This is a genomic window from Terrabacter sp. BE26, from assembly GCF_041941675.1.
Lineage (GTDB): Bacteria > Actinomycetota > Actinomycetes > Actinomycetales > Dermatophilaceae > Terrabacter.
Genome location: NZ_CP090122.1, coordinates 2,046,451 through 2,066,932, shown reverse-complemented (window position 1 = coordinate 2,066,932; position 20,482 = coordinate 2,046,451). Strand labels below are relative to the sequence as shown.

The following is a 20,482-nucleotide window of genomic DNA, read 5'->3' as shown; positions in this document are numbered from 1 at the left end:
GGAGCGGACGCAGGGTTCTCGGAACAAGGGGCTACGGCACGGAGGCACCCACGCGCACCACTGCGAACCGGAGCACCCCTGCCCGTCTGGGCAGTCTAGCCGCCGCCCCCTGCCGTCCCGCCCGCCTGCGACCCGGCCACACGGCATACGGCGCACGGCGCACGGCATACGGCGCACGGCTGGCGGCTCAGGCCTGGCCGCCCTCGAACCATGCGACGAGCTCGGGGTCGAGCACGGCCACGTCCACGGTGTGTCCGCCGGTGCGCAGCGACACCGTCGCCGACGCTCCGGCGGCCACGGCTTCGCGGGCCGCCACGGGCGAGGTGTCGGTGGTGCAGCCGTCGCGGGCGAACCGGATGAACTCGGCGATGAGCAGCGGGTCGGCCCCGCCGTGCCCGAGCGTGTCGGCCGGCGGGATCTCGATGACCTCGTCGGCGTCGTCGCGGTAGCTGTCGGTGCGGCGCGTCCACACCTTGACGCGCGCACCGGGGCCGTCGCCGAAGTTCTCGAGGCGCCCCTTGGTGCCGATGACGGTGTAGCTGCGCCAGTAGTCCGGCGTGAAGTGGCACTGCTGGTAGGAGGCGAGCACGCCGCCCTCGAGGACGAGGTGGGCCATCGAGAGGTCCTCGACGTCGACGACGGGGTTGAGCTCGCGCTGGTCGGTGGGCGGCCAGTTCTCGAGGGAGTACCAGTCGGCCATCCGCCGGTCGGAGTTGTCGCGGCGGTCGGTGATGTCGCCGTAGACCGCGAGCGCCCCGACCGCGCTGACCCGGCGCGTGTAGGCGCCGGCGAGCCAGTGGATGACGTCGAGGTCGTGGGCGCCCTTCTGCAGCAGCAGGCTCGTCGTGTTGCGCCGGTCGGCGTGCCAGTCCTTGAAGTAGTAGTCGCCGCCCGCCGAGATGAAGTGCCGGCACCACACGGCCTTCACCTCGCCGATAGTCCCCGCCTGGATGACCTGCCGCATGGCGCGCACCACGGGCATGTGCCGCATGTTGTGCCCGACGTAGAGCCGCGTCCGCGTGCGGTACGCCGCCTCGAGGATGCGGTCGGCGTCCGCGATCGTCGTCGCGAGCGGCTTCTCCACGAACGTCGGCAGGCCGGCCTCCAGCGTCCGCACCGCGTGCGCGGCGTGCAGGTGGTCGGGAGTGAGGACGAGCACCGCGTCCACATCGGCCCGCACGTCGGGCGCGATCAGCTCGTCGAGGGAGTCGACGACGCGTACGCCCTCGATGCGCTCCGCGGCGTCGGCCCGGCCCCGCTCGGCGGAGTCGCAGACGACGGTGACCCGGCTGCCCTCGCCGGGGCGGTGGGCGTAGCGGGCGAGGCTGGCGCGCAGGCCGAAGCCCACGATGGCGAGGCGCAGGTCGCCCCGCGGGTCAGGCGTCTCGGTCACGCGGGTCAGGCTCCCACATAGGCCGCGAGGTGCTGGCCGGTGAGGGTGGACCGGTCGGCGACGAGGTCGGCCGGGGTGCCCTCGAAGACGATGCGGCCACCGTCGTGGCCGGCGCCCGGACCAAGGTCGATGATCCAGTCCGCGTGCGCCATGACGGCCTGGTGGTGCTCGATGACGACGACCGAGCGGCCCGAGTCGATGAGGCGGTCGAGCAGGGCGAGCAGGTTCGCGACGTCGGCGAGGTGCAGGCCGACGGTCGGCTCGTCGAGCACGTAGACCTCGGCCTTCTCGGCCATCTGCGCGGCGAGCTTGAGGCGCTGGCGCTCGCCACCGGAGAGCGTCGTGAGCGGCTGGCCGAGCGTGAGGTAGCCCAGGCCGACGTCGGCCAGGCGCTCGAGGATCTTGTGGGCGGCGGGCGTCCGGGCCTCGCCGTCGGCGAAGAACTCGAGCGCCTCGGCCACCGGCAGGTCGAGCACGTCGGCGATGTTGCGGCCGCCGAGCGTGTAGTCGAGCACGGCCGCCTGGAAGCGGCGGCCCTCGCACTCCTCGCACGTCGACTCGACGGTGGCCATGACGCCGAGCTCGGTGTAGATGACGCCGGCGCCGTTGCAGGCGGGGCAGGCGCCCTCGGAGTTGGAGCTGAAGAGGGCCGGCTTGACGCCGTTGGCCTTGGCGAAGGCCTTGCGGATCGGCTCGAGCAGGCCGGTGTAGGTGGCCGGGTTGCTGCGGCGAGACCCGCGGATCGCGCCCTGGTCGACGACGACCACGCCGTCGCGGCCCTCCACCGAGCCGTGGACGAGCGAGCTCTTGCCCGAGCCGGCGACCCCGGTCACGACGCAGAGCACGCCGAGCGGAAGGTCGACGTCGACGTCGCGCAGGTTGTGGGTGCTCGCGCCGCGGATCTCCAGGGCGCCCGTGGGTGCACGGACGGTGTCCCTGAGACCGACCCGGTCGTCGAGGTGGTGGCCGGTGACGGTGTCGCTGGCCCGGAGTCCCTCGACCGTGCCCTCGTAGACGACCTGGCCACCGCCGCTGCCGGCACCCGGCCCGAGGTCGACGACGTGGTCGGCGACGGCGATCATCTCGGGCTTGTGCTCGACGACGAGGACGGTGTTGCCCTTGTCGCGCAGCTGCACCAGCAGCCGGTTCATCCGCTCGATGTCGTGCGGGTGCAGGCCGATGCTGGGCTCGTCGAAGACGTAGGTGACGTCGGTCAGGGACGAGCCGAGGTGGCGGATCATCTTGGTGCGCTGGGCTTCCCCGCCGGAGAGCGTGCCCGCCGGCCGGTCGAGCGAGAGGTACCCGAGGCCGATCGCGTCGAAGGAGTCGAGCAGGTGCTGCAGTCCCTTGAGCAGGGGCGCGACCGACGGCTCCTCCATCCCGCGCAGCCACTCGGCGAGGTCGGTGATCTGCATCGAGCACAGGTCGGCGATGCTCTTGCCCCGGATCTTGGACGACAGCGCCTCCTGCGATAGGCGGGTGCCGTTGCAGTCGGGGCACGTCGTGAAGGTGACCGCCCGCTCGACGAACCGGCGCACGTGCGGCTGCATCGCCTCGAGATCCTTGGACAGCATCGACTTCTGGATCTTGCTGATCACGCCCTCGTAGGTCAGGTTGACGCCCTCGACCTTGATCCGCTCCGGCTGGCCGTAGAGCAGCTTCTCCCGCTGCTTGTCGGTGAACTTCCCGATGGGCTTGTCCATCGGGAGGCCGGCGCCGGCGAAGATGCGGCCGTACCACCCGTCCATGCTGTAGCCGGGGACGAGCAGCGCCCCCTCCGAGAGCGACTTGCTCTCGTCGTAGATCGCGGTGAGGTCGACGTCGTTGACCGAGCCCATGCCCTCGCACCGCGGGCACATCCCGCCCTGGTAGACGGCCTCGCGCACGACCGACGTCTCGGTGTGGCTGCCGCGGTCGGTCTTCATCACCCCGCTCGCCACCCGCGTGGGCACGTTGAAGGCGAACGCGGTCGGCGGCCCGATGTGCGGCGTGCCGATGCGGCTGAAGAGGATGCGGAGCATCGCGTTGGCGTCGGTCGCCGTGCCGACCGTCGAGCGCGGGTTGGCGCCCATCCGCTCCTGGTCGACGATGATCGCCGTCGTCAGCCCCTCGAGCAGGTCGACGTCGGGGCGGGCCAGCGAGGGCATGAAGCCCTGGACGAACGCGCTGTAGGTCTCGTTGATGAGCCGCTGCGACTCGGCGGCGATCGTCGCGAAGACGAGCGAGCTCTTGCCCGAGCCCGAGACGCCGGTGAAGACGGTCAGCCGCCGCTTGGGCAGCTCGATGCTGAGATCGCGCAGGTTGTTCTCGCGGGCACCCTGCACCCGGATCACGTCATGACGGTCGGCCGGGACGCGATACGACCCGGTGGGCGAGGGGGTCGGCGCGGCAGTGGCGGCAGGGGTCGTCGTCAGGGTGTCAGCCATGCGGCAACGCTACGGTCGGCGACCTCTGGTCGCACGCGAATACGGCGCCTCCCGCTCAGGGGAGCAGGTCGTCGAGGTAGACGGGCAGCATCTGCCACCAGGTGGGCCAGTCGTGGTCGTAGGCCGTGCCCCAGTCGTCCACGCGGTTGGGGATGCCCTTGCTCCCGAGCACCTCGGCGACCGCCCACGACTCCCCGACGTCCTCCCAGCGGCCGCTGCCGGAGGCGAGCACGATCATCCGCCGGCGCAGCACGTCGAGCGACGGTCCCTCGAGGCCGGGCAGGAAGCGCAGCGGCGAGCTGTAGTAGAGGTCGTCGTTGACGTGGCCGCCGATGAACTGCTCGATGGCGTACGTGCCGCTCATGCACACGGCCGACTGGACGAGCTCGGGGTAGCGGCACGTGATGGCCAGGGCGTTGAAGGCGCCGATCGACGCCCCGGCCACCGTGACCGGCAGGTGGTGCCCGCCGAGGTCGGAGTGGATGGCCGGGATGACCTCGCGGGCGATGGCCTCGTGGTAGGCGTTGAAGAGCGCGAGGCGGTACTCGGCACTGCCGCGGCGCTCGGCGAGGGCCCGGCCGGCGATGCTGTCGACGGAGTAGACCTTGGCCCGGCCGGCCGCTATGAGCGGCTCGAGGTGGGCGATCATCTCGTGGCGCTCCACCTCCTCGGCGTCACCGCCGGCGGTCGGGAAGAGCAGCACCGGCGAGCCGTAGGTGCCCCACCTCGCCACGCTGAGGTCGTGGCCCAGACGCTCGGAGTACCACCGGTCGGTCGCCTTCATGCAGGTTGCTCCTGTCTGCTCACGGTCGTTGTCACGGTCACGAGCGCCGTCACTCGTAGACGAACTTCTGGGGTCCGGGGAAGATCCAGGAGAGGCCGTCGCCGAGGCGGTCGCGCCAGTTCTCCCAGTTGTGGCCGTCGCGCGCCTCGACGTAGCGCACCTTCATCCCGGTGTGGCGGAAGACGGGCACCATCGAGCGGTTCGGGGTGATGAGCGGCTCGTAGACCCCGCACGACATGAAGATCCGGTCGGCGACCGCAGACGGCTTGGCGCGGAAGCGGTTGACGAACTTCACGACCGGGTCGAAGGCGGGCCCGCCACCGTGCTCGAAGCCGATGTCGGTGAAGACGAGCGAGGCCGACTGCAGCAGCAGCGAGCCGAAGAGCCCGGGATAGCGCACCGCCACGGAGAGGGCCGCGATGCCGCCGAACGAGCTGCCCATCAGGCAGCGCGCCTCGGGGGTGTCGATGAGGGGCAGCCGCTCGTTCAGCACCGGAAGCAGCTCGCGCGCGATGAAGCGGGCGTGCGGCGCGTGGTTGGGGTACTCCTTGAGCCGGTCGCGGGGCGAGACGAAGACCGCGATGAGCGGATCGACGTCGAGGCGGTGGATGAGGTTGTCGAGGACCGTCTTCATCGCCGCGAACGCGAGGTAGTCGCCGCCGTCGTGCACGACCAGCAGCGGGTAGCGCTGGGCCCGGTTGAAGCGGGCGGGCAGGTAGATCGTGACCGGCTGGTCGCGGCGCAGCGCCCGGCTGCGGACCGTCTCCTCGACGAGAGTGCCCTCACGGGCCTCGGGGTCGTGGGCCACCCAGTCGGGCACGCGGTAGCCGACCGCCGCGCCCACCGACGACGAGCCCATCGGGCTGTGGGCCAGGCGCGGGTTCAGCGGGTCGTTGAAGCGCTCGTAGCTCTCGCCCTTGCGGATCTCGATCTGGTACTCCACCCGTGACCCCTCGGGCAGCACGGTCGTGACCGCCCAGAGGTCCGACTCGCCGATCCGCTTGAGCGGCAACGGGTCCGGCAGCCCGACGACGCGGTGGCGCACCCACACCTCGTCGACGTCGCCTCGGTAGAGGAACGTCGCCCGCTCGCCCTCGACGATGGGACTGCCGAAGCGCTCGAGGAACCGGTCGATGGCCGGTCCGTCGAGGGGCTGCTGCGCGCGCAGCCGGTTGACGGCGAGCCGCTCCACGGGGCTCACGCGGCCTCCACCACGGACACCTGGCCGGTGCGGTCGACGACCCGGGCCCCGGCGGGCACCTCGGGGAGGGCCCCGCCACTGCCCCCGGGGAAGCGCACGACGGCGCCGTCGTCGAGCAGGAGCAGCCGGTGCTCGACGAAGCGGCGGGCGAGCAGCGACATCCGCTCGCGGTCGTCGAGCCGCAGGCGGCGCTTGGCGTGCGGCAGCGCGATGACGCCGGGCAGCCGGGCCAGGCCCCGGTCGTGCACCTCGGCCGCGGTGAGGCCGTGCGGCGCGAAGTCGTGGAAGAGGACGACCTGGTCGGTCAGGGCCATCGCGCCGGCCGACCAGGCCACGACCGTCTGCTCCGGCCGGAGCCGCACGTCGAAGAGGCGCAGCGTCTCGAGGAGGGCGCGCACGTTGCCGCCGGCGATGGCGACCCCCTCGCACTCGTCCAGGACCGCGCCGATCTCGCCGCGGTGCCAGCCGATGATGCCGCTGGTCTCGGGTGACGTCGCGGCGCGGAGGGTGGCCTGCAGCTCGGCGACCGCTGCGGCATACCACTTGTCGACGTCGCGGACCGACTCGACGGCGGCCTCCTCGGCCCATGGGCGCACGGCGTGCAGCGACGAGCGGTGCGCGACTGCCTCGACGGCGTCCATCGCGCTCTGCAGCCGGATGCCGTAGAAGGCGCGCAGCTCGTCGACGCTCTCGCGGAAGTCGCGGACGGCGGCCGCCACCGTGTCGTCCTTGGCCAGCACGTCGGTCATCCGGTGGTGCAGGGCGAGGTTGACCCCGCGGCCACCGAAGTGGCCGGCGAGCTCGGCGTCGTCGGCCTCGCGCTCCTCCCAGCCGGAGTTGACCATGGCGATGCGGCCGCCCAGGTCGAGGCCGCGCACGACGGCGCCGACGGTGGTCGTGAAGCGTTGCGGGCCCAGCAGGATCGTCGTCGACATCAGGCAGCCGCGCTCAGCCGGCGTGCACGTGGATCGTGCGGCCGATGTCGTCGAGCATTGCGCGGGCCGTGTCGAAGTCGGGGTGGCGCACCCGCACCCACGCGTTGGCCATGTAGCCCGCCTCGACCGGCTGCGTGCCGTGCCCGACCGGCGGGAAGTGCCCGTCGATGACCCACTCGCCGTAGCGCGCCTGGATCTCGTCGATGCCGCTGTAGCCGGTGACCGACCCGTCGCGGTCGGGGCGCAGCGCGACGATGCCGGCGGCATACGTCCGCTTCATCTGCTGCTCGGGCGCGCGGTGGGTGACCACGTGCGCCCACTCGCGGTAGACGTCGACGTCGTTGGCCGCCGAGTAGAGGTCCCACGCGCCGACGCCCGGCGGGCGGCAGCCGATCTCGCTGAAGCGCAAGCCCTTCGGGCCGTAGAACCACTCCATGTGCGTGGCGGACGTCTCGATGCCGAGCGCCTCGATGACCCGCCGGCCGAGCTCGCGCACCTCGGCGTAGAAGGCGTTGCCCGGCTCGTCGATGCGGTTGGTGGTGATGAACTGCGGCGAGATCCAGCGGTGGCGCATCGCCTCGAGGACGTTGGGGTAGTAGTGGGTGGCCCAGTCGTGCACGACCTGCCCGTCGAGGGTGATGGTGTCGTAGAAGCCCTCGTGGCCCTCGACGAACTCCTCGATCGCGATCGAGGTGGCGCCCTCGCGGCCGTAGGCCTGCAGCGCCTGCTCGAGCTCGGCGTCGTTGTCCACGCGGACCGTGCCCTGCGCGCCGGCGCCCGCGCGCGGCTTGAGGATCAGCGGGTAGCCCTCGCGCGCGGCGAAGTCGCGTGCCTCGTCGGCGGACTCGATCGCCGCACTCGCTGCGGTGGGGACGCCGGCCTGGCGCAGCGCCTCCTTCATCGACGGCTTGTCGCGGCACAGCCAGGTCGTCCGGACGCTCGTGCCGGGGATGCCGCACGCCTCACGGACCTGCGCGGCGGTCATGGTGTGCGACTCGACGACGGCCTCGAGCGCGTCGATCCACACCTTGTCCTGGAAGTGGCGGACCCCCTGAATCATCTGGTCCACGTCGGTGACGTTGCCGACGCGGTAGTAGCCGCGCAGCGCCCCGAGCACCTCCGCGTCGAGGTGCCCCTCCTCGGTCTCGCCGATCCCGTAGACGTTCGCGCCCACCGCCGCGAGCGCGTGCACGAAGCGGCGCTGGTTCGCCGGGAACGACGGCTCCACGAAGATGATGTTCACGAGGCCGACGCTATCTGTCCGTCGGGGGGCTCGCCACGGCTGGCGCGCGGCGTCGCCACGACTTCCGGCGACGCCCCGAGCAGGTATGCCGTGTGGCCCGGCCTCACCCAAAACGGAGCCAAACGCGCGCGGCCGGCGTGACACTGGAAGGACAGGACCACCGGCGTCACCTCACCCTGCAGGAGGAAGCCATGTCGAGCCACGTCCCCGACGCACCCGGAGGCAGTGCCTGGGCCACCACCACGGGAGACTACGGTCCACCGGCGCGCTGGTCCGGAGCGGTGATCGCGATCGGGGTGCTCTCGGTCGTCCTCGGCGTCATCGCGCTCGTGTGGCCGGACGTCACGCTGCTCGTCGTCGCCATCCTGTTCGGCATCCAGCTCATCACGGCGGGCGCCATCCGCGTGTCGGTGACCCGCGAGCTGCCCAGCCAGCCGGGCTGGGTGAGGCCCGTCTCGATGGGCCTGGGCGTGCTGACCGTGATCGCCGGGGTCATCTGCCTCTTCCGGCCGGGCACGTCGCTGTTCGTCATCGCGTTCCTCATCGCGGTCGGCTGGATCGCCGAGGGGATCGGGGCCCTGGCGCACGGCTTCGCGGCCGGCCGGTCGGCCGGTGCCCGCGTCTTCCTGATCGTCTTCGGCGTCATCTCGGTCATCGCCGGCATCGTCGTGGCGGCCTGGCCCGGCGAGACGCTCGTCATCCTGGCCCGGGTCGCCGGCATCCTGCTCATCGTCCTCGGCATCGCAGAGCTCATCACGGTGTTCGTGGCGCGCCGGGTCGCCAAGACGGCCACGGCCGTCTGAGGCCACCCCACGGCATACGGCCGCGGCCGGCATACGGCTTCGGCGTGGAAGGTCGCCCCCCCCCGCGACGGGGGTGCGACCTTCCACGTTCGGGCGGCAGCCCTCAGCCCTGCGGCAGGTCCTCGAACTCGTGGACCCGGCGCACCTCGACCGAGACCTCGTCGAAGAGCGAGGCGAACCGCTCGGCGAGCTCGAGCGCCTGCTCGCGGCTCTCGACGTTGACGAGGGCGAAACCGCCGATGACCTCACGGGCCTCGGTGAAGGGCCCGTCGGTGACGGTCACGCCGGCCCCCTCCTTCTTGCGCACGATCGCGCCCTCCTTGCTGTGCACGACGCCCTCGGCCGCGAGCAGCACGCCGGACTCGAAGCACTCGCCCATGAGCTTGCCCATCGCCTCCTGGAACTCGGGGCTGGGGTTCGAGGCCTCGGGGCGGGACTCGTCGAGCTTGTGGATCATCAGGTAGCGCATCGGTCTCTCCTTGGTCGTCGGCGGTTGTGGTGGGCCGGGCCGGTCCCCAGCCTTCCCCTCGACGTCGATCGGCGCAGGCGGGTTTCGACACTCGCCTCAGAGCCAGCCGCGCTCCTGGGCGACGCGGGCAGCGGCCGCACGCGTGGACGTCCCCGTCTTGCCGATCGCCGAGCTGAGGTGGTTGCGCACCGTGCCCTGCGAGAGGTGCACGACGGCAGCGATCGCCGCGACCGTGCCGCCGCCGAGGGCCACGCGCAGCACCTCCCGCTCGCGCTCGGTGAGGGGATCGGCGCCGTCGACGAGCGACTCGGTGGCCAGCGACGGGTCGACGACCCGGAGGCCGGCGTGCACCCGGCGGACGGCCTCGGCGAGCTGCCGGGCCGGGGTGTCCTTGACGACGAAGCCCGACGCGCCGGCCTCGAGCGCGCGGCGCAGGTAGCCGGGCCGGCCGAACGTCGTGACGACGAGGGTCCGCACGCCGGGCAGCTCCGCGCGGACGGCGGCCGCCGCGGCGATGCCGTCGATGCCGGGCATCTCGATGTCGAGCAGGCACACGTCGGCGCCCGAGGCGCGCGCCGCCGCCACGACCTCGTCGCCCCGACAGACCTCGGCGACGACCTCGAGGTCGGGCTCGAGCGCGAGCAGGGCGGCGAGCGCCCCTCGCACGAGCGCCTGGTCGTCGGCGAGCAGCACCTTGATCGTCTCGCTCACAGCGTCACCTCCAGCACGGTCCCGTGGCCCTGGTCGCCGCTCTCGATCGTGAGGCAGCCTCCCACGGCCCCGACCCTCTCACGCAGGCCACGTATGCCGTTCCCCTCCGGTCGTCCGCCGAGCCCGCGCCCGTCGTCACGCACCGTCAGGCCGTTGGGAGCCAGCTCGACCCAGCAGGTGTCGGCGTCGCTGTGGCGCACGACGTTGGTGGTCGCCTCGCGCAGCACCCAGGCGAGCACGGTGCGGTGGCGCGGGTCGACCGCTCCCGGGTCGTCCGGGACGTGGCCCTCGATGCCGGCCCCGGCCAGGGCGGCTCTCGCAGAGGCGAGCTCGTCGCCGAGCCGGGCCACGCGCAGGCCGCCCACGGTCGCGCGGATCTCGGCGAGCGCCTGCCGGCTCAGGGCCTGGATCTCGTGGAGCTCGGCCTTGGCCCGTTGCGGGTCGAGGTCGACGAGGCGCTCGGCGAGCTCCGCCTTGACGGTGACGACCGTGAGCGAGTGGCCGAGCACGTCGTGGACGTCCCGGGCCACCCGCTCGCGCTCCTCGACGATCGCCAGGTCGCGCGACATGCGCTCGTAGTCCTCGCCGCGGTCCGCGACGAGCCGCACCCCGCCGGTCATGACACCGATGGCGAAGACGATGATCGCCACGCTCCACGTCCCCTCGTCGGGACTGGAGAACATCGCGGCCGCCCCGGCCACGAGGGTCGAGGCGACGCCGACGGCCATCGCCCACAGGAGCGGCAGCGCGAACATGGCGAAGGCCACGACGAAGGGGAGGAAGCCGAGACTCGCCGCGCCGATGAGCGGCGCTGTGCCGACCGTGCAGGCGAGCAGCACGAGGAGGTATGCCGCCGCCCGCCGGTGCGAGGCCCGTCCCCGTCGCCTCCGCTCGAGCTCCTGCGGGCCGCGGACGTAGGCCACCGCGAAGACCACGACGAGCACGAGGCCCAGCACCGTCTGCCACAGCGGCCGTGGCACGGTGACGAGGGAGAGCACCGGGAACACGAGGAAGACGAGCCAGACCCCGCGGACCACCCAGCCGTAGCGCTCCCAGGGGTTGCGCACGGCCCTGCCCACGGCGCCCGCCTGCGTCACTGGCGTTCCCGACCCCGACGGACGAACACGACCGCGAGCGTACCGAAGACGGTGAGCCAGACGACGACGTTGGCGACCAGCAGCCAGAGCGGGTCGGAGACCGTGGCCGAGAGCTGCCCCTCCGTGAGCGGGTAGCGGGCCAGCCCGACGTAGCCGTAGAGCGGCGTGAACCGCGCGATCTCCAGCATCGTGCCCGACAGCGGGACGAAGACGTTGCCGAGGAAGGCGAAGATCACGAGCGAGCCGCTGGCCGCACCAACCGCCGCCTCGGACCGGAAGGCGGTGCCGACGAGCAGGCCGTAGACCGCGAAGACGGCGGACCCCACGAGGCACAGCAGGGCGCTGAAGGCCCAGGCAGCCGCGGAGCCGTGCGCGCCGGTGGCCGCGCCGAGCGCGAAGGTGAGCAGGATCGGCACGGCGGCGACCGTCATCGCGATGAGCGCCTTCATGCCGATGTAGGACGAGTCGGCCAGCGGCGTGAGCCCGAGCTGGCGGCCCCAGCCCTGCTGGCGCTCGACGGCCGCGTGGCCGCCGATGCTCGTGGTGGCGGTCACCGCGCCGTATGCCGCCATGCTGATCATGACGTACATCGCGACGTTCCCGTTGCCGGCCGTCGCGCTCTTCGCATCGACTGTGGAGCCGAAGATGAGATAGAAGAAGGCAGGGAGCACGGCGGTGAAGAAGGTCCCGCTCCAGTCGCGGGTGATCCGGCGCAGCTCGAGCAGCGTGTAGGTGGCGTTCATCCGACGAGCTCCATGTCGTTGTCCATGTCGTTGCCGTTGTGGCTGGTGTTGTCATTCGTGAGGGCCAGGAAGGCCTCCTCGAGGCCGGCCGTGACGACCTCGAGGTCCCGACCCCCGGAGTCGAGCAGGAGGCGGGCGATCGCGTCGGAGTCGCTCGCCGCGACGACCACGCGGGCGCCACGCTGCTGCACCGACCCGACACCCGGAAGGTGCTGCAGGTGCTCGACGGTCTCAGCGAGCCGGTCCTGCGGGAGGGTCGCCGACACGATGCGACCGCTGGCCCTGGCCCGGATCTCGGCCGTGCTGCCGTCGGCCACGACGCGACCGCCTGCGACGAGGACGATGCGGTCGGCGAAGGAGTCCGCCTCCTCGAGGTAGTGCGTCGCGAAGACGACGGTGCGCCCGGCGCTCGCATCCGCATGCATCGCGTCCCAGAAGTCGCGGCGTGCCGTCACGTCCATGCCGGCCGTCGGCTCGTCGAGCACGAGCAGCCGCGGGTCGGGCAGCAGCGCGAGGGCGAAGCGCAGCCGCTGCTGCTCACCGCCCGAGCACTTGGAGACCCGACGGCTCGCCAGCGGTCCAAGCCCCGCACGTTCCATCACCTCGTCGACCGGGGTGTGGACGGCATACGTGGACGCGATGATCCGGACTGTCTCGCGGACGGTGAGGTCGCGCAGCAGGCCGCCGGTCTGCAGGACGGCCGAGACGAGCCCCGAGACGACGGCCTGGCGCGGGGCGAGCCCGAAGACCTCGGCGGTGCCGCTCGTGGGGGTCGTCAGCCCGAGCACGACGTCGAGCGTCGTCGTCTTGCCCGCCCCGTTGGGGCCGAGGAAGGCGACGACCTCGCCCGGCTCGATCCGCAGGTCGATGCCGTCGACGGCGCGGACGGCCGGCTGGCGGGAGCCGCGGTGGGCGGGGAAGGTCTTGACGAGCGAGCGGAGCTCGACCGCCGGGGCCGCCGGCGCCCACGAGGAGCCGGCCGTCGAGAGAGGGGTGGTGGTCATGGGTGCAACTGTGCCGTTCGGGAGGTCTGCGCGTCAGGAGCACTCGTCACGTCCTGCGCATGACAGGTGTCACGCTCGCAGGGCTGCCCGGAACGACAGACTGGGGCCATGGCCTCCTTCACGGTGCACCTCGACTCGACGCTGCCCGCACCAGAGGCCTGGCGACGCGTGCTCGACCTGCACGCGCACACCGCCGTCATCCCGCTGACCACGGTGACGGGCGAGGCGATGAGCGCGGACCGGCTGGTCCCCGGGTCCCGGTTCGTCGCCCGCACCGGCGTCGGGCCCGTCGGCCTCGACGACGTCATGGTCGTCGAGGCGATCACCCAGCCGAGCGACGACCGCCCCGGCATGGCGTGGATCCAGAAGGAGGGCAACGTCGTCCGTGGAGCCATCGACCTCCGGGTGGCCCCCGCCGGCTCGGGGTCCACCGTCGAGTGGGTGCAGCAGATCGGGGTGCGCGGCGTGCCGAGGCTGCTCGACCCCGTCGTCGCCCGCGTGGCCGAGCTGGCCTACCGCAGCGCGCTCCGGCGCCTGCTCGCGCGGCGCGGTTAGGCTGGGCGCACGGCCGACGGGCCGGCGAGGAGGCTCACGGCCGACCGGCCGGCGACGACTGGAGGGCTCGGCGGTGGATCGCTACCAGTACCTGCTCCTCATGGCGGGGTGCGTGGCCGTCACCCTGCCCCTGGAGTTCCTCCTGGGCGCCCGGGTCTACCGCCGCCCCGGCCTGCTGGTCACGGCTCTCGTGCCGATCGTCGTCGTCTTCTCCGTCTGGGACCTCGTGGGCATCCGGCGCGACCACTGGAGCTACAACGCCGCCTACGTCACGGGGCTAGACCTGCCCGGAGGCATGCCGATCGAGGAGCTCGTCTTCTTCGTCGTCGTCCCGATCTGCGGCCTGCTCACCTACGAGGCCGTCGGCCGGGTGCTTTCGGTGCTGCGGCGGCGCCGGCGGCAGGGGCCCACCGGTGCGTGAGTACACCGTCCTCGCGGTCCTCGCCGTCCTCGCCGTCCTCGCCCTCGAGCGCTGGTCGGGCACCCGGGTCTTCGCTCGGGCGCAGTTCTGGGTCAGCATGGCGATCGTCTTCGGCTTCCAGGTGCTCGTCGACGGCTGGCTGACCAAGCTGAGCGCCCCCGTCGTGATCTACTCGCCGGACGAGTTCCTCGGCATCCGCTGGCCCTGGGACGTCCCGGTCGAGGACTACCTCTTCGGCTTCGCCATGGTCGGCGGCGCCATCGTCCTGTGGGAGCGGGCCAAGCAGCGCCGCCACCGCTCGCTCGACCGTGAGGACTGAGATGCGTCTTCCCGCTCCCCGACGCCACTCTGGCTGGCGTCCCGGCCTCGACCCACGCGCCGCGCGCCACCTGCCGCAACCACCCAGGCCCGCTGGGAACGCCTCGGCCGCAGCAGGACCCGTCCTCGTCGTCGGCGGCGGCATCGCCGGCCTGGCGGCCGCCACCGGTCTCGCCGAGCGCGGAGTCGACGTCGTCGTCGTCGAGCGTGAGGCGACCCTCGGAGGCCGCGTGCGCTCGTGGCCCGTGGCCGGCCGGAGCGCGTCCGACGGCACCACCGGCGCCGGCCTGACGATGAGCCGCGGCTTCCACGCCTTCTTCCGGCAGTACTACAACCTGCGCGCCCTGCTGCGGCGCGCCGACCCCGGGCTCGAGCGGCTGCGCCCGGTCCCCGACTACCCGCTGACGCTGGCCGGTGGCCCGACCGACTCGTTCGCCGGCATCCCGCGCACGCCGCCGCTGTCTATCGCCGCCTTCGTCGCGCGCAGTCCGAGCTTCCCCGTCTCCGCGCTGGCGAGGGTCGACATCGGGGCGGCGCTGGGCCTGCTCGACGTCCGCTTCCCCGAGACCTGGTCCGAGCTCGACGGCGTCAGTGCCGCAGAGGTGCTCGACCGGCTGCGCTTCCCCGACCAGGCGCGTCACCTCGCCCTCGAGGTCTTCGCCCGCAGCTTCTTCGCCGACCCGCGCGACTTCTCCGGCGGCGAGCTCGTCGCGATGTTCCACACCTACTTCACCGGCTCGGCCGAGGGCCTGCTCTTCGACGTGCCCGACGACGACTACGACACGGCGCTGTGGCAGCCGCTCGCTCGCCACCTCACGAGCCTGGGCGTCGAGATCCGCACGGGCACGGCGGTCACCCGCCTCGAGGACGCGGCGGACGGCATACGCGCCGACCTCGACGACGGCAGCACGCTGACGGTCGACCAGGTCGTCCTCGCCACCGACCGGGCGGCGCTGCAGCGGGTCGTCGCCGAGGCCACGTGGCTCGGCGACAACCTGTGGCGCAGCGCGCTCGAGAGCCAGCGCATCACACCCTCCTTCGCGGTGTGGCGCCTGTGGTTGGATCGCCCTGCGGCCCAGGGCAGCCCGCTCTTCCTCGGCACGAGCGGCTTCGGCCCGCTCGACAACATCACCGTCGTCGACCAGATGGAGGCGGGCGCGGCCGCGTGGGCGCGGCAGTCGAACGGCTGCGTCGTCGAGCTGCACGCGTATGCGGTCCCGCCAGGCACCGACGAGGCCTCCCTCCGCGAGGAGCTGCGCCGCCAGCTGCACCGGCTCCACCCCGAGCTCGCCCCGGCGACCGTGCTCCATGAGGAGTGGCTGCTTCGGGACGACTGCCCGCTCGCCGGCACCGACCCGTGGGCGGCGCGGCCCGGCGTCGTCACGCCCGACCCGCGCGTGGTCCTCGCCGGCGACGGCATCCGCTGCGAGCTGCCGGTGGCCCTGATGGAGCGCGCCGCCACGACGGGCTGGCTCGCGGCGAACGCCCTGCTGGCCCGCCGCGGCCTGCCGGGACACGAGCTGTGGACCGTGCCGATGCGCGGGCGCGGGCGGGCGGTCGCCCACTCGGCACGGCGCCTGCTCGGCGCCGCGCGCTGACGGCGCGGCTCACCAGCGGGAGTCAGTAGCCGTAGGTCTCCCCGCGGTCGCGCAGCTGCCACCGGCGCTCGGCGTAGCCGAGGTCATCGACCCAGAGCCGCCGCGCGGTCGAGGCGACGGCCGGTCGCAGCAGCGGCGCCAGCGAGCGGGCGACCCCGAAGCCCTTGCGGTCCGAGTGCGCGATGGTCGCCTCGGTGACCACCGTGGTCGGGCGGCCGCTGCGGTCGTGCGAGATGAGCGTCGCGTGGGTCTCGACGACGCTGCCCGCGCCCTCCCCGTCGACGATGGTCATGACGATGGTGCGCGCGTCGGGGCAGGTGAACTCGGCCCGGACCGGCACGGCATACCGCCGGGTGACGCGGAAGGCGACGTCGACGACGAGCCGGTCGTCGGACGAGGCGGGCTCGTCGACAGTCAGGTGGCTGAACGCGTACGGGTGGTACCAGGTGCCGTGCCAGGGGTCGAGACGGTTGGCGATGACGTCGGACGGCTCGCAGGTCCCGCGCAGCGTGACGACCGTGGCGAACGACGCGTCCACGGGCGGGCGCACCGGCAGGACCGGGCCGTCGGACGGTTCCTCGCCCTCGGTCGGCAGGCGCACCCACAGCAGCACCCCGTCGTCCTGCGCCGGGTAGGTGAGCCAGTCGCGGCGCACCCCCGGCCCGAGCGCGAGGCCGTGCCAGCGGCAGTAGACCTGGTCGTGCATGACCTCGCAGTTGTCGAGCAGCGCGCCGAGGTGGGGGCAGGTTCCCGGCCCGGCGAGCAGGACGCCGTCGCCGGCACGCCACAGCACGACCTCCCGGCCGCCGACGGCGCGCGTCACGGACCGGCTCGCCCCGACGTCGGTCGAGGCGCCGACCACGTGCCAGCCGCCCGGGTTGCGGCCCTGGGCGTCGAGGAGGGAGCGGTGGATCCGCGACGGGCGCGCCTGCCGCCAGGTGCCGGCCAGCCGGTCGCGCGGCTCCTCGGGCAGAAGGCGCAGCGGGTTGGGGCTGCGGCGCGCCGGTGCGTGACGACCGGCCGGGCGCTCGATGCGTGCGACGAGGTCGCGAGGCAGGCGCAGGCTCATGGGGTGACCTCCCGTGAGTTGGCGGACTGGACGGACCGGGCGGGCTGGAACGGGCCGAGGACGAAGACCCGGGCGGACAGCGCGGCCTTGTGCCACGTGGGCACTCGCGCCCGGTCCGTGAAGACGTCGTAGTCGCGCGCCTCGATGCGGTCGAGGATGCGCGCGTAGAGGGTGCGCGCCGTGGACACGCACCGCGCGGACGCGCTCGGGAGCAGGGGTATGCCGGCATCGGCCTCCCGGTAGAGCGCGCGGTTGCGCTCGACCTCGAAGCGCATCAGCTCGCGCCACTCCGGTGTCACCCGACGTGCGGCAGGGTCGGCGCCGAACCGGCGCAGGTCCGCCTGGGGCACGTAGACGCGGCCGCGGCCCAGGTCCTCGCCGACGTCGCGCAGGAAGTTCGTCAGCTGGAAGGCGAGCCCCAGGGCGCGGGCCGGCTCGAGCGCCCGGGTCGAGCGGGGCTGCAGGACCGGCAGCATCATCTCGCCGATGACGGCGGCCGAGCCGTCCATGTAGCCGAGCAGGTCGTCCCACGTCTCGTAGGTCGTCGTCGTCAGGTCGCGGGCCATCGCCCCGAAGAACCGCTCGAAGCACTCGTCGGCGATGCCGCACGCGCGCACGCTGTGGCCGATGGCGGCCAGGACCGGGTCGTCCGTGGGCTCGCCGTCGGTGACGCGCCGGAAGGTGGCGGCCAGCTCGTGCAGCCGGGTGGCCGTCGTGGCGACGTGCGCCGGGGTGGTCGCACCCTCGTCGTCGACGATGTCGTCGGCGAGACGGCACAGGGTGTAGACGGCATACACGTGCCGGCGGCGCTCGGGAGGCAGTAGGAGGGTGCCCCAGTAGTACGTCGTGCCGTAGCGGCGGGTGATCTGCGCGCAGCGGCGGTGGCCCTCGCTGAGCAGCGGATCCGACTGCGCGGCAGCACTTCTCACGGTCAGCCCCTGCTGGATCGAAGCGGGGACCGAGGACCCGGGAGGTAGGCGTCGACGCGGTCGGCGGCCAGCTTGCCGCTGACGAGCACCATCGGCACGCCGACGCCGGGCACCGTGCCGGAGCCGGCGAAGACCAGGCCCGGCACGCGCCGGTCGAGGTTGCCCGGCCGGAAGGGCCCGGTCTGCAGGAACGTGTGCGCCAGCGCGAACGGCGTGCCCCGGTGCATCCCCATCTGCTGCCACTCGAGCGGCGTCACCAGCTCCTCGGTGAGGACCCGGTCCGGGTAGCCGTTGGCGGTCAGGAAGGCGTGCAGCCGTTCGCGCATCGGCTCGCTCTCGCGCGTCCAGTCGATTGAGGAGCTGAGGTTGGGCACCGGCTCGAGGACGTAGAGCACCGAGTCACCCTCGGGAGCCAGCCCGGGCTCGCTCAGGGTCGGCACGGTGACGAGGCGCGACGGGTCGGGCATGAGCCTGCGGTCGTCGATGAGGGCGCGGAAGGCGCTGTCCCAGTCGGCGCCGAAGTGGATGTTGTGGTGGGCCGTGCCGGGCGCCGGGGCACCGGAGGCGCCGACGTGCCACACGACGGCGGAGGGTGAGTACGTCCCGGACCGCACGACCCGCGGGGGCTTCAGCTCCGGCAGCAGCCGGTCGTACGCGGTGGGCAGGTCCAGCGTGCAGACAACGGCGTCGGCGCGCAGCCGCTCCCCGGAGTCGAGCTCGACCCCGGCGACGGCGCCGCGGCGGTCGAGGACGAGCCGGGTGACGCTCGTGCCGAAGCGCAGGTCGGCGCCGGCCTTGCCGGCCGCGGTCGCGAGCGCGGCCGGCACGGCGTCCATCCCGCCCTCGGGCCACCAGACGCCCTCGATGCTGTCCATGTAGGTGATGACCGCGTAGAGGGCGAGCGCACCCTCGGGCGACAGGCCGGCATACAGCGCCTGGAAGGAGAAGAGGCGGTGGAGGCGCTCGTCGCGGAACCACTCGCGGATCACGGGCCCGAGGCGGCGGAAGCCGCCGAGCCGCAGCAGGCGGGCGGCCGCACGGGGCGAGCGCGCGAGGTCGAGGGGGCTGTCGAAGTTGGCGTCGATGAAGTGCGGCATCTCGACGCGGTAGAGCCGGCGCAGCCAGTCGGCGAAGTCGACGAAGGCGGCCGCGTCGACGCTGCCGCACGTGGCGGCGATCTCCTCACGCATCGCCTCCACGCCGTGCCGGACCATGATCTGGCTGCCGTCGTCGAAGCGCGCGCGGTAGGCGGGGTCGAGCAGGCGCATCGGCAGCGCGTCGTGCAGCGAGGTGCCGGCGGCAGTGAGGGCGTCGCCGACGAGGTCGGGCATCGTCATGACCGTCGGGCCGGTGTCGAAGGTGAAGCCGTCTCGGTGCAGCCGCAGGCCCCGGCCGCCGGGCGCGTCGTGGCGCTCGACCAGGGTCACCTCGTGGCCGCGCCCGACGAGGTGGCAGGCGGCGGCGAGCCCGGACAGGCCGGCGCCGATGACGACGACGCTCACGAGTCCCGCCACGCGATCAGCTCGGCGAGGCTGCGCAGCTCGGCGACGGCGTCCGTGTCGAGATCGCCGGCGTCGAGGGCCCGGCAGGCGAGCTCCACCTCGTCGGCGATGCGCTGCTCGGTGCGCCGGAGCACGCCGGCCTCGCGCATCAGATCCTGCAGCACGGGCACCGTCTCGGGGGTGATGGCGCCCTGCCCGCCCAGGTGCTGCTCCGCCAGGTCGGCCGGCAGCGCCTCGCGGGCCTCGGCCAGCAGCACGGTCGGCTTGCCCGACAGCAGGTCGTCGCCGACGGGCTTGCCGGTGCGGGCCGGGTCGCCCCAGACGCCGAGGATGTCGTCGCGCAGGGCGAAGGCCTCACCGAGGTGGGCGCCGTAGACGTCGAGCGCCGTCAGCGCGGGCGGCTCCGCCCGGGCGGCGAGGGCGCCGAGGTGCAGCGGTCGCTGGACGGTGTAGGCGCCGGACTTCAGGCGGGCGACCCTGCGCGCCATCTCGAGGTCGCGGCGCCGGGCCGCGGCGCCGGTGACGTCGAGCAGCTGCCCGTGCACGAGCTCGCGCAGCATGTCGGACCACGCCCGACGCAGCGGCGGGGCGCAGCCGGCGGCGAGGTCCCAGGCCTCGTTGAGGGCGAGGTCGCCGTAGAGGATGGCGATGCTGTCGCCGAAGAGGACCGGGTCACCGAGCCCGCCGAAGGCGACATGGGCCCGGGCCGCCTCGACATGCGTGGTCGTGCGGCCGCGCCGGGAGTCGGAGCGGTCCATCACGTCGTCGTGGACGAGGGCGAAGAGGTGCACGAGCTCGAGGGCGGCGCACATCGCGACCAGGTCGTCGTGGCCGCCGCGTTCCGGGCCGTGCGCGGCCGCCCAGCCCCAGTGGCACATCAGCGGGCGCAGGCGCTTGCCCGCCGTGGGGAGCAGCCAGGCCCGCAGCAGCTGGGGGAAGTCGGCGGGCAGCACGTCCGGCTCCTCCGGCGACCTCTCCCGCCACTGCGCCTCGAGCCGGTCGCACACCTGCTCGAGCAGCTCGTCGGTGCGAGCGAGGGTGTCGGCGGGGCTGCGCAGGCTCAGGGCCTCGGTCGCCGTCGTGTCGGCAGGGTCGGCCGGCCGTGGTGCGCCGCCGCGGGGCACCACGAAGCCCGCGCCCGCCTGCATCGACACCTGCGCGGTCATGCAGCCGGCCGTGGTGCGGCGGCTCTGTTGGTCGGCGACACATGCCCACCCTGAGCCACAGCGGCACCACCGGCAAGTGGCGTGTCCAACGTTGGCCCATATGTGCGAGGACATC

At 73.1% G+C, this 20,482-nt stretch carries 20 protein-coding genes; 5 read left to right on the top strand and 15 right to left on the bottom strand.

The window, feature by feature from the left end; translation table 11 throughout:
• Positions 1-187 precede the first annotated feature (187 nt).
• From LQK93_RS09570 to LQK93_RS09545, 6 genes are read right to left on the bottom strand one after another with little or no spacing between them, the layout of a single operon-like run.
• Positions 188-1,393, bottom strand: a complete 1,206-nt coding sequence (locus LQK93_RS09570; RefSeq protein WP_374971310.1) for a Gfo/Idh/MocA family protein — start codon at positions 1,391-1,393, stop codon at positions 188-190.
• A gap of 5 nt (positions 1,394-1,398) precedes the next feature.
• Complete coding sequence (locus LQK93_RS09565) at positions 1,399-3,819, bottom strand: ATP-binding cassette domain-containing protein (protein WP_374971309.1); 2,421 nt, start codon at positions 3,817-3,819, stop codon at positions 1,399-1,401.
• 55 nt (positions 3,820-3,874) lie between these two features.
• Complete coding sequence (locus tag LQK93_RS09560) at positions 3,875-4,603, bottom strand: esterase family protein (RefSeq protein WP_374971308.1); 729 nt, start codon at positions 4,601-4,603, stop codon at positions 3,875-3,877.
• Between the two features lie 49 nt (positions 4,604-4,652).
• Positions 4,653-5,804 (bottom strand): alpha/beta hydrolase-fold protein, encoded by a 1,152-nt coding sequence (locus tag LQK93_RS09555; protein WP_374971307.1) that lies wholly within the window; start codon positions 5,802-5,804, stop codon positions 4,653-4,655.
• Complete coding sequence (locus LQK93_RS09550; RefSeq protein WP_374971306.1) at positions 5,801-6,739, bottom strand: hypothetical protein; 939 nt, start codon at positions 6,737-6,739, stop codon at positions 5,801-5,803. The genes LQK93_RS09555 and LQK93_RS09550 overlap by 4 nt, the downstream gene beginning before the upstream one ends.
• Before the next feature lie 13 nt (positions 6,740-6,752).
• Positions 6,753-7,982: an acetyl-CoA carboxylase biotin carboxylase subunit family protein gene (locus LQK93_RS09545; protein WP_374971305.1), complete on the bottom strand. Its 1,230-nt coding sequence runs from the start codon at positions 7,980-7,982 to the stop codon at positions 6,753-6,755.
• Between the two features lie 191 nt (positions 7,983-8,173).
• Here LQK93_RS09545 and LQK93_RS09540 point away from each other — a divergent pair, with 191 nt between their 5' ends.
• On the top strand, positions 8,174-8,785 hold the full coding sequence (locus LQK93_RS09540; protein ID WP_374971304.1) for an HdeD family acid-resistance protein: 612 nt from the start codon (positions 8,174-8,176) through the stop codon (positions 8,783-8,785).
• Between the two features lie 103 nt (positions 8,786-8,888).
• Here the strand turns inward: LQK93_RS09540 and LQK93_RS09535 are convergent, their stop codons facing one another.
• From LQK93_RS09535 to LQK93_RS09515, 5 genes are all read right to left on the bottom strand, one after another.
• Positions 8,889-9,254 carry a YciI family protein gene (locus LQK93_RS09535; protein WP_374971303.1) on the bottom strand — a complete coding sequence of 122 codons (366 nt, stop codon included), beginning with the start codon at positions 9,252-9,254 and terminating at the stop codon, positions 8,889-8,891.
• A gap of 96 nt (positions 9,255-9,350) precedes the next feature.
• Positions 9,351-9,965, bottom strand: a complete 615-nt coding sequence (locus LQK93_RS09530) for a response regulator (RefSeq protein ID WP_374971302.1) — start codon at positions 9,963-9,965, stop codon at positions 9,351-9,353.
• Entirely contained in the window at positions 9,962-11,044 is a 1,083-nt protein-coding gene (locus LQK93_RS09525; protein ID WP_374971301.1) for a sensor histidine kinase, read from the bottom strand. Before LQK93_RS09525 ends, LQK93_RS09530 begins: the two co-directional genes overlap by 4 nt.
• 14 nt (positions 11,045-11,058) lie before the next feature.
• Entirely contained in the window at positions 11,059-11,805 is a 747-nt protein-coding gene (locus tag LQK93_RS09520; protein WP_374971300.1) for an ABC transporter permease, read from the bottom strand.
• The gene (locus LQK93_RS09515) at positions 11,802-12,809 is read right to left on the bottom strand and encodes an ABC transporter ATP-binding protein (RefSeq protein ID WP_374971299.1); all 1,008 of its coding nucleotides are present in this window, start codon (positions 12,807-12,809) and stop codon (positions 11,802-11,804) included. Before LQK93_RS09515 ends, LQK93_RS09520 begins: the two co-directional genes overlap by 4 nt.
• 108 nt (positions 12,810-12,917) lie before the next feature.
• On the opposite strand from LQK93_RS09515, the gene LQK93_RS09510 reads away from it, so the two are divergent.
• From LQK93_RS09510 to LQK93_RS09495, 4 genes are all read left to right on the top strand, one after another.
• A complete protein-coding gene (locus tag LQK93_RS09510) occupies positions 12,918-13,364 on the top strand; it encodes an SRPBCC family protein (RefSeq protein WP_374971298.1) in 447 nt (148 codons plus the stop codon).
• Between the two features lie 73 nt (positions 13,365-13,437).
• The gene (locus LQK93_RS09505; RefSeq protein ID WP_374971297.1) at positions 13,438-13,785 is read left to right on the top strand and encodes a lycopene cyclase domain-containing protein; all 348 of its coding nucleotides are present in this window, start codon (positions 13,438-13,440) and stop codon (positions 13,783-13,785) included.
• The gene (locus tag LQK93_RS09500; protein WP_374971296.1) at positions 13,778-14,104 is read left to right on the top strand and encodes a lycopene cyclase domain-containing protein; all 327 of its coding nucleotides are present in this window, start codon (positions 13,778-13,780) and stop codon (positions 14,102-14,104) included. The genes LQK93_RS09505 and LQK93_RS09500 overlap by 8 nt, the downstream gene beginning before the upstream one ends.
• 1 nt (position 14,105) lies before the next feature.
• Complete coding sequence (locus tag LQK93_RS09495) at positions 14,106-15,701, top strand: FAD-dependent oxidoreductase (protein WP_374971295.1); 1,596 nt, start codon at positions 14,106-14,108, stop codon at positions 15,699-15,701.
• A gap of 22 nt (positions 15,702-15,723) precedes the next feature.
• On the opposite strand, the gene LQK93_RS09490 is transcribed toward LQK93_RS09495, so the two are convergent.
• From LQK93_RS09490 to LQK93_RS09475, 4 genes are read right to left on the bottom strand one after another with little or no spacing between them, the layout of a single operon-like run.
• Complete coding sequence (locus LQK93_RS09490; protein ID WP_374971294.1) at positions 15,724-16,770, bottom strand: DUF5914 domain-containing protein; 1,047 nt, start codon at positions 16,768-16,770, stop codon at positions 15,724-15,726.
• On the bottom strand, positions 16,767-17,699 hold the full coding sequence (locus LQK93_RS09485; protein ID WP_374971293.1) for a phytoene/squalene synthase family protein: 933 nt from the start codon (positions 17,697-17,699) through the stop codon (positions 16,767-16,769). Before LQK93_RS09485 ends, LQK93_RS09490 begins: the two co-directional genes overlap by 4 nt.
• Positions 17,700-17,701: 2 nt before the next feature.
• Positions 17,702-19,201, bottom strand: a complete 1,500-nt coding sequence (gene crtI, locus LQK93_RS09480) for a phytoene desaturase family protein (protein WP_374971292.1) — start codon at positions 19,199-19,201, stop codon at positions 17,702-17,704.
• A complete protein-coding gene (locus LQK93_RS09475) occupies positions 19,198-20,367 on the bottom strand; it encodes a polyprenyl synthetase family protein (protein ID WP_374971291.1) in 1,170 nt (389 codons plus the stop codon). The genes crtI and LQK93_RS09475 overlap by 4 nt, the downstream gene beginning before the upstream one ends.
• Positions 20,368-20,482 lie beyond the last annotated feature (115 nt).

Excerpts from the sequence above, each read along its gene's own strand:
- LQK93_RS09475 (WP_374971291.1), bottom strand. The coding sequence starts at position 20,367 with ATGACCGCGCAGGTGTCGATGCAGGCGGGCGCGGGCTTCGTGGTGCCC.
- LQK93_RS09520 (WP_374971300.1), bottom strand. The coding sequence starts at position 11,805 with ATGAACGCCACCTACACGCTGCTCGAGCTGCGCCGGATCACCCGCGAC.
- LQK93_RS09510 (WP_374971298.1), top strand. The coding sequence starts at position 12,918 with ATGGCCTCCTTCACGGTGCACCTCGACTCGACGCTGCCCGCACCAGAG.
- LQK93_RS09550 (WP_374971306.1), bottom strand. The coding sequence starts at position 6,739 with ATGTCGACGACGATCCTGCTGGGCCCGCAACGCTTCACGACCACCGTC.
- LQK93_RS09515 (WP_374971299.1), bottom strand. The coding sequence starts at position 12,809 with ATGACCACCACCCCTCTCTCGACGGCCGGCTCCTCGTGGGCGCCGGCG.
- LQK93_RS09565 (WP_374971309.1), bottom strand. The coding sequence starts at position 3,819 with ATGGCTGACACCCTGACGACGACCCCTGCCGCCACTGCCGCGCCGACC.
- LQK93_RS09490 (WP_374971294.1), bottom strand. The coding sequence starts at position 16,770 with ATGAGCCTGCGCCTGCCTCGCGACCTCGTCGCACGCATCGAGCGCCCG.
- LQK93_RS09540 (WP_374971304.1), top strand. The coding sequence starts at position 8,174 with ATGTCGAGCCACGTCCCCGACGCACCCGGAGGCAGTGCCTGGGCCACC.
- LQK93_RS09495 (WP_374971295.1), top strand. The coding sequence starts at position 14,106 with ATGCGTCTTCCCGCTCCCCGACGCCACTCTGGCTGGCGTCCCGGCCTC.
- LQK93_RS09560 (WP_374971308.1), bottom strand. The coding sequence starts at position 4,603 with ATGAAGGCGACCGACCGGTGGTACTCCGAGCGTCTGGGCCACGACCTC.
- LQK93_RS09535 (WP_374971303.1), bottom strand. The coding sequence starts at position 9,254 with ATGCGCTACCTGATGATCCACAAGCTCGACGAGTCCCGCCCCGAGGCC.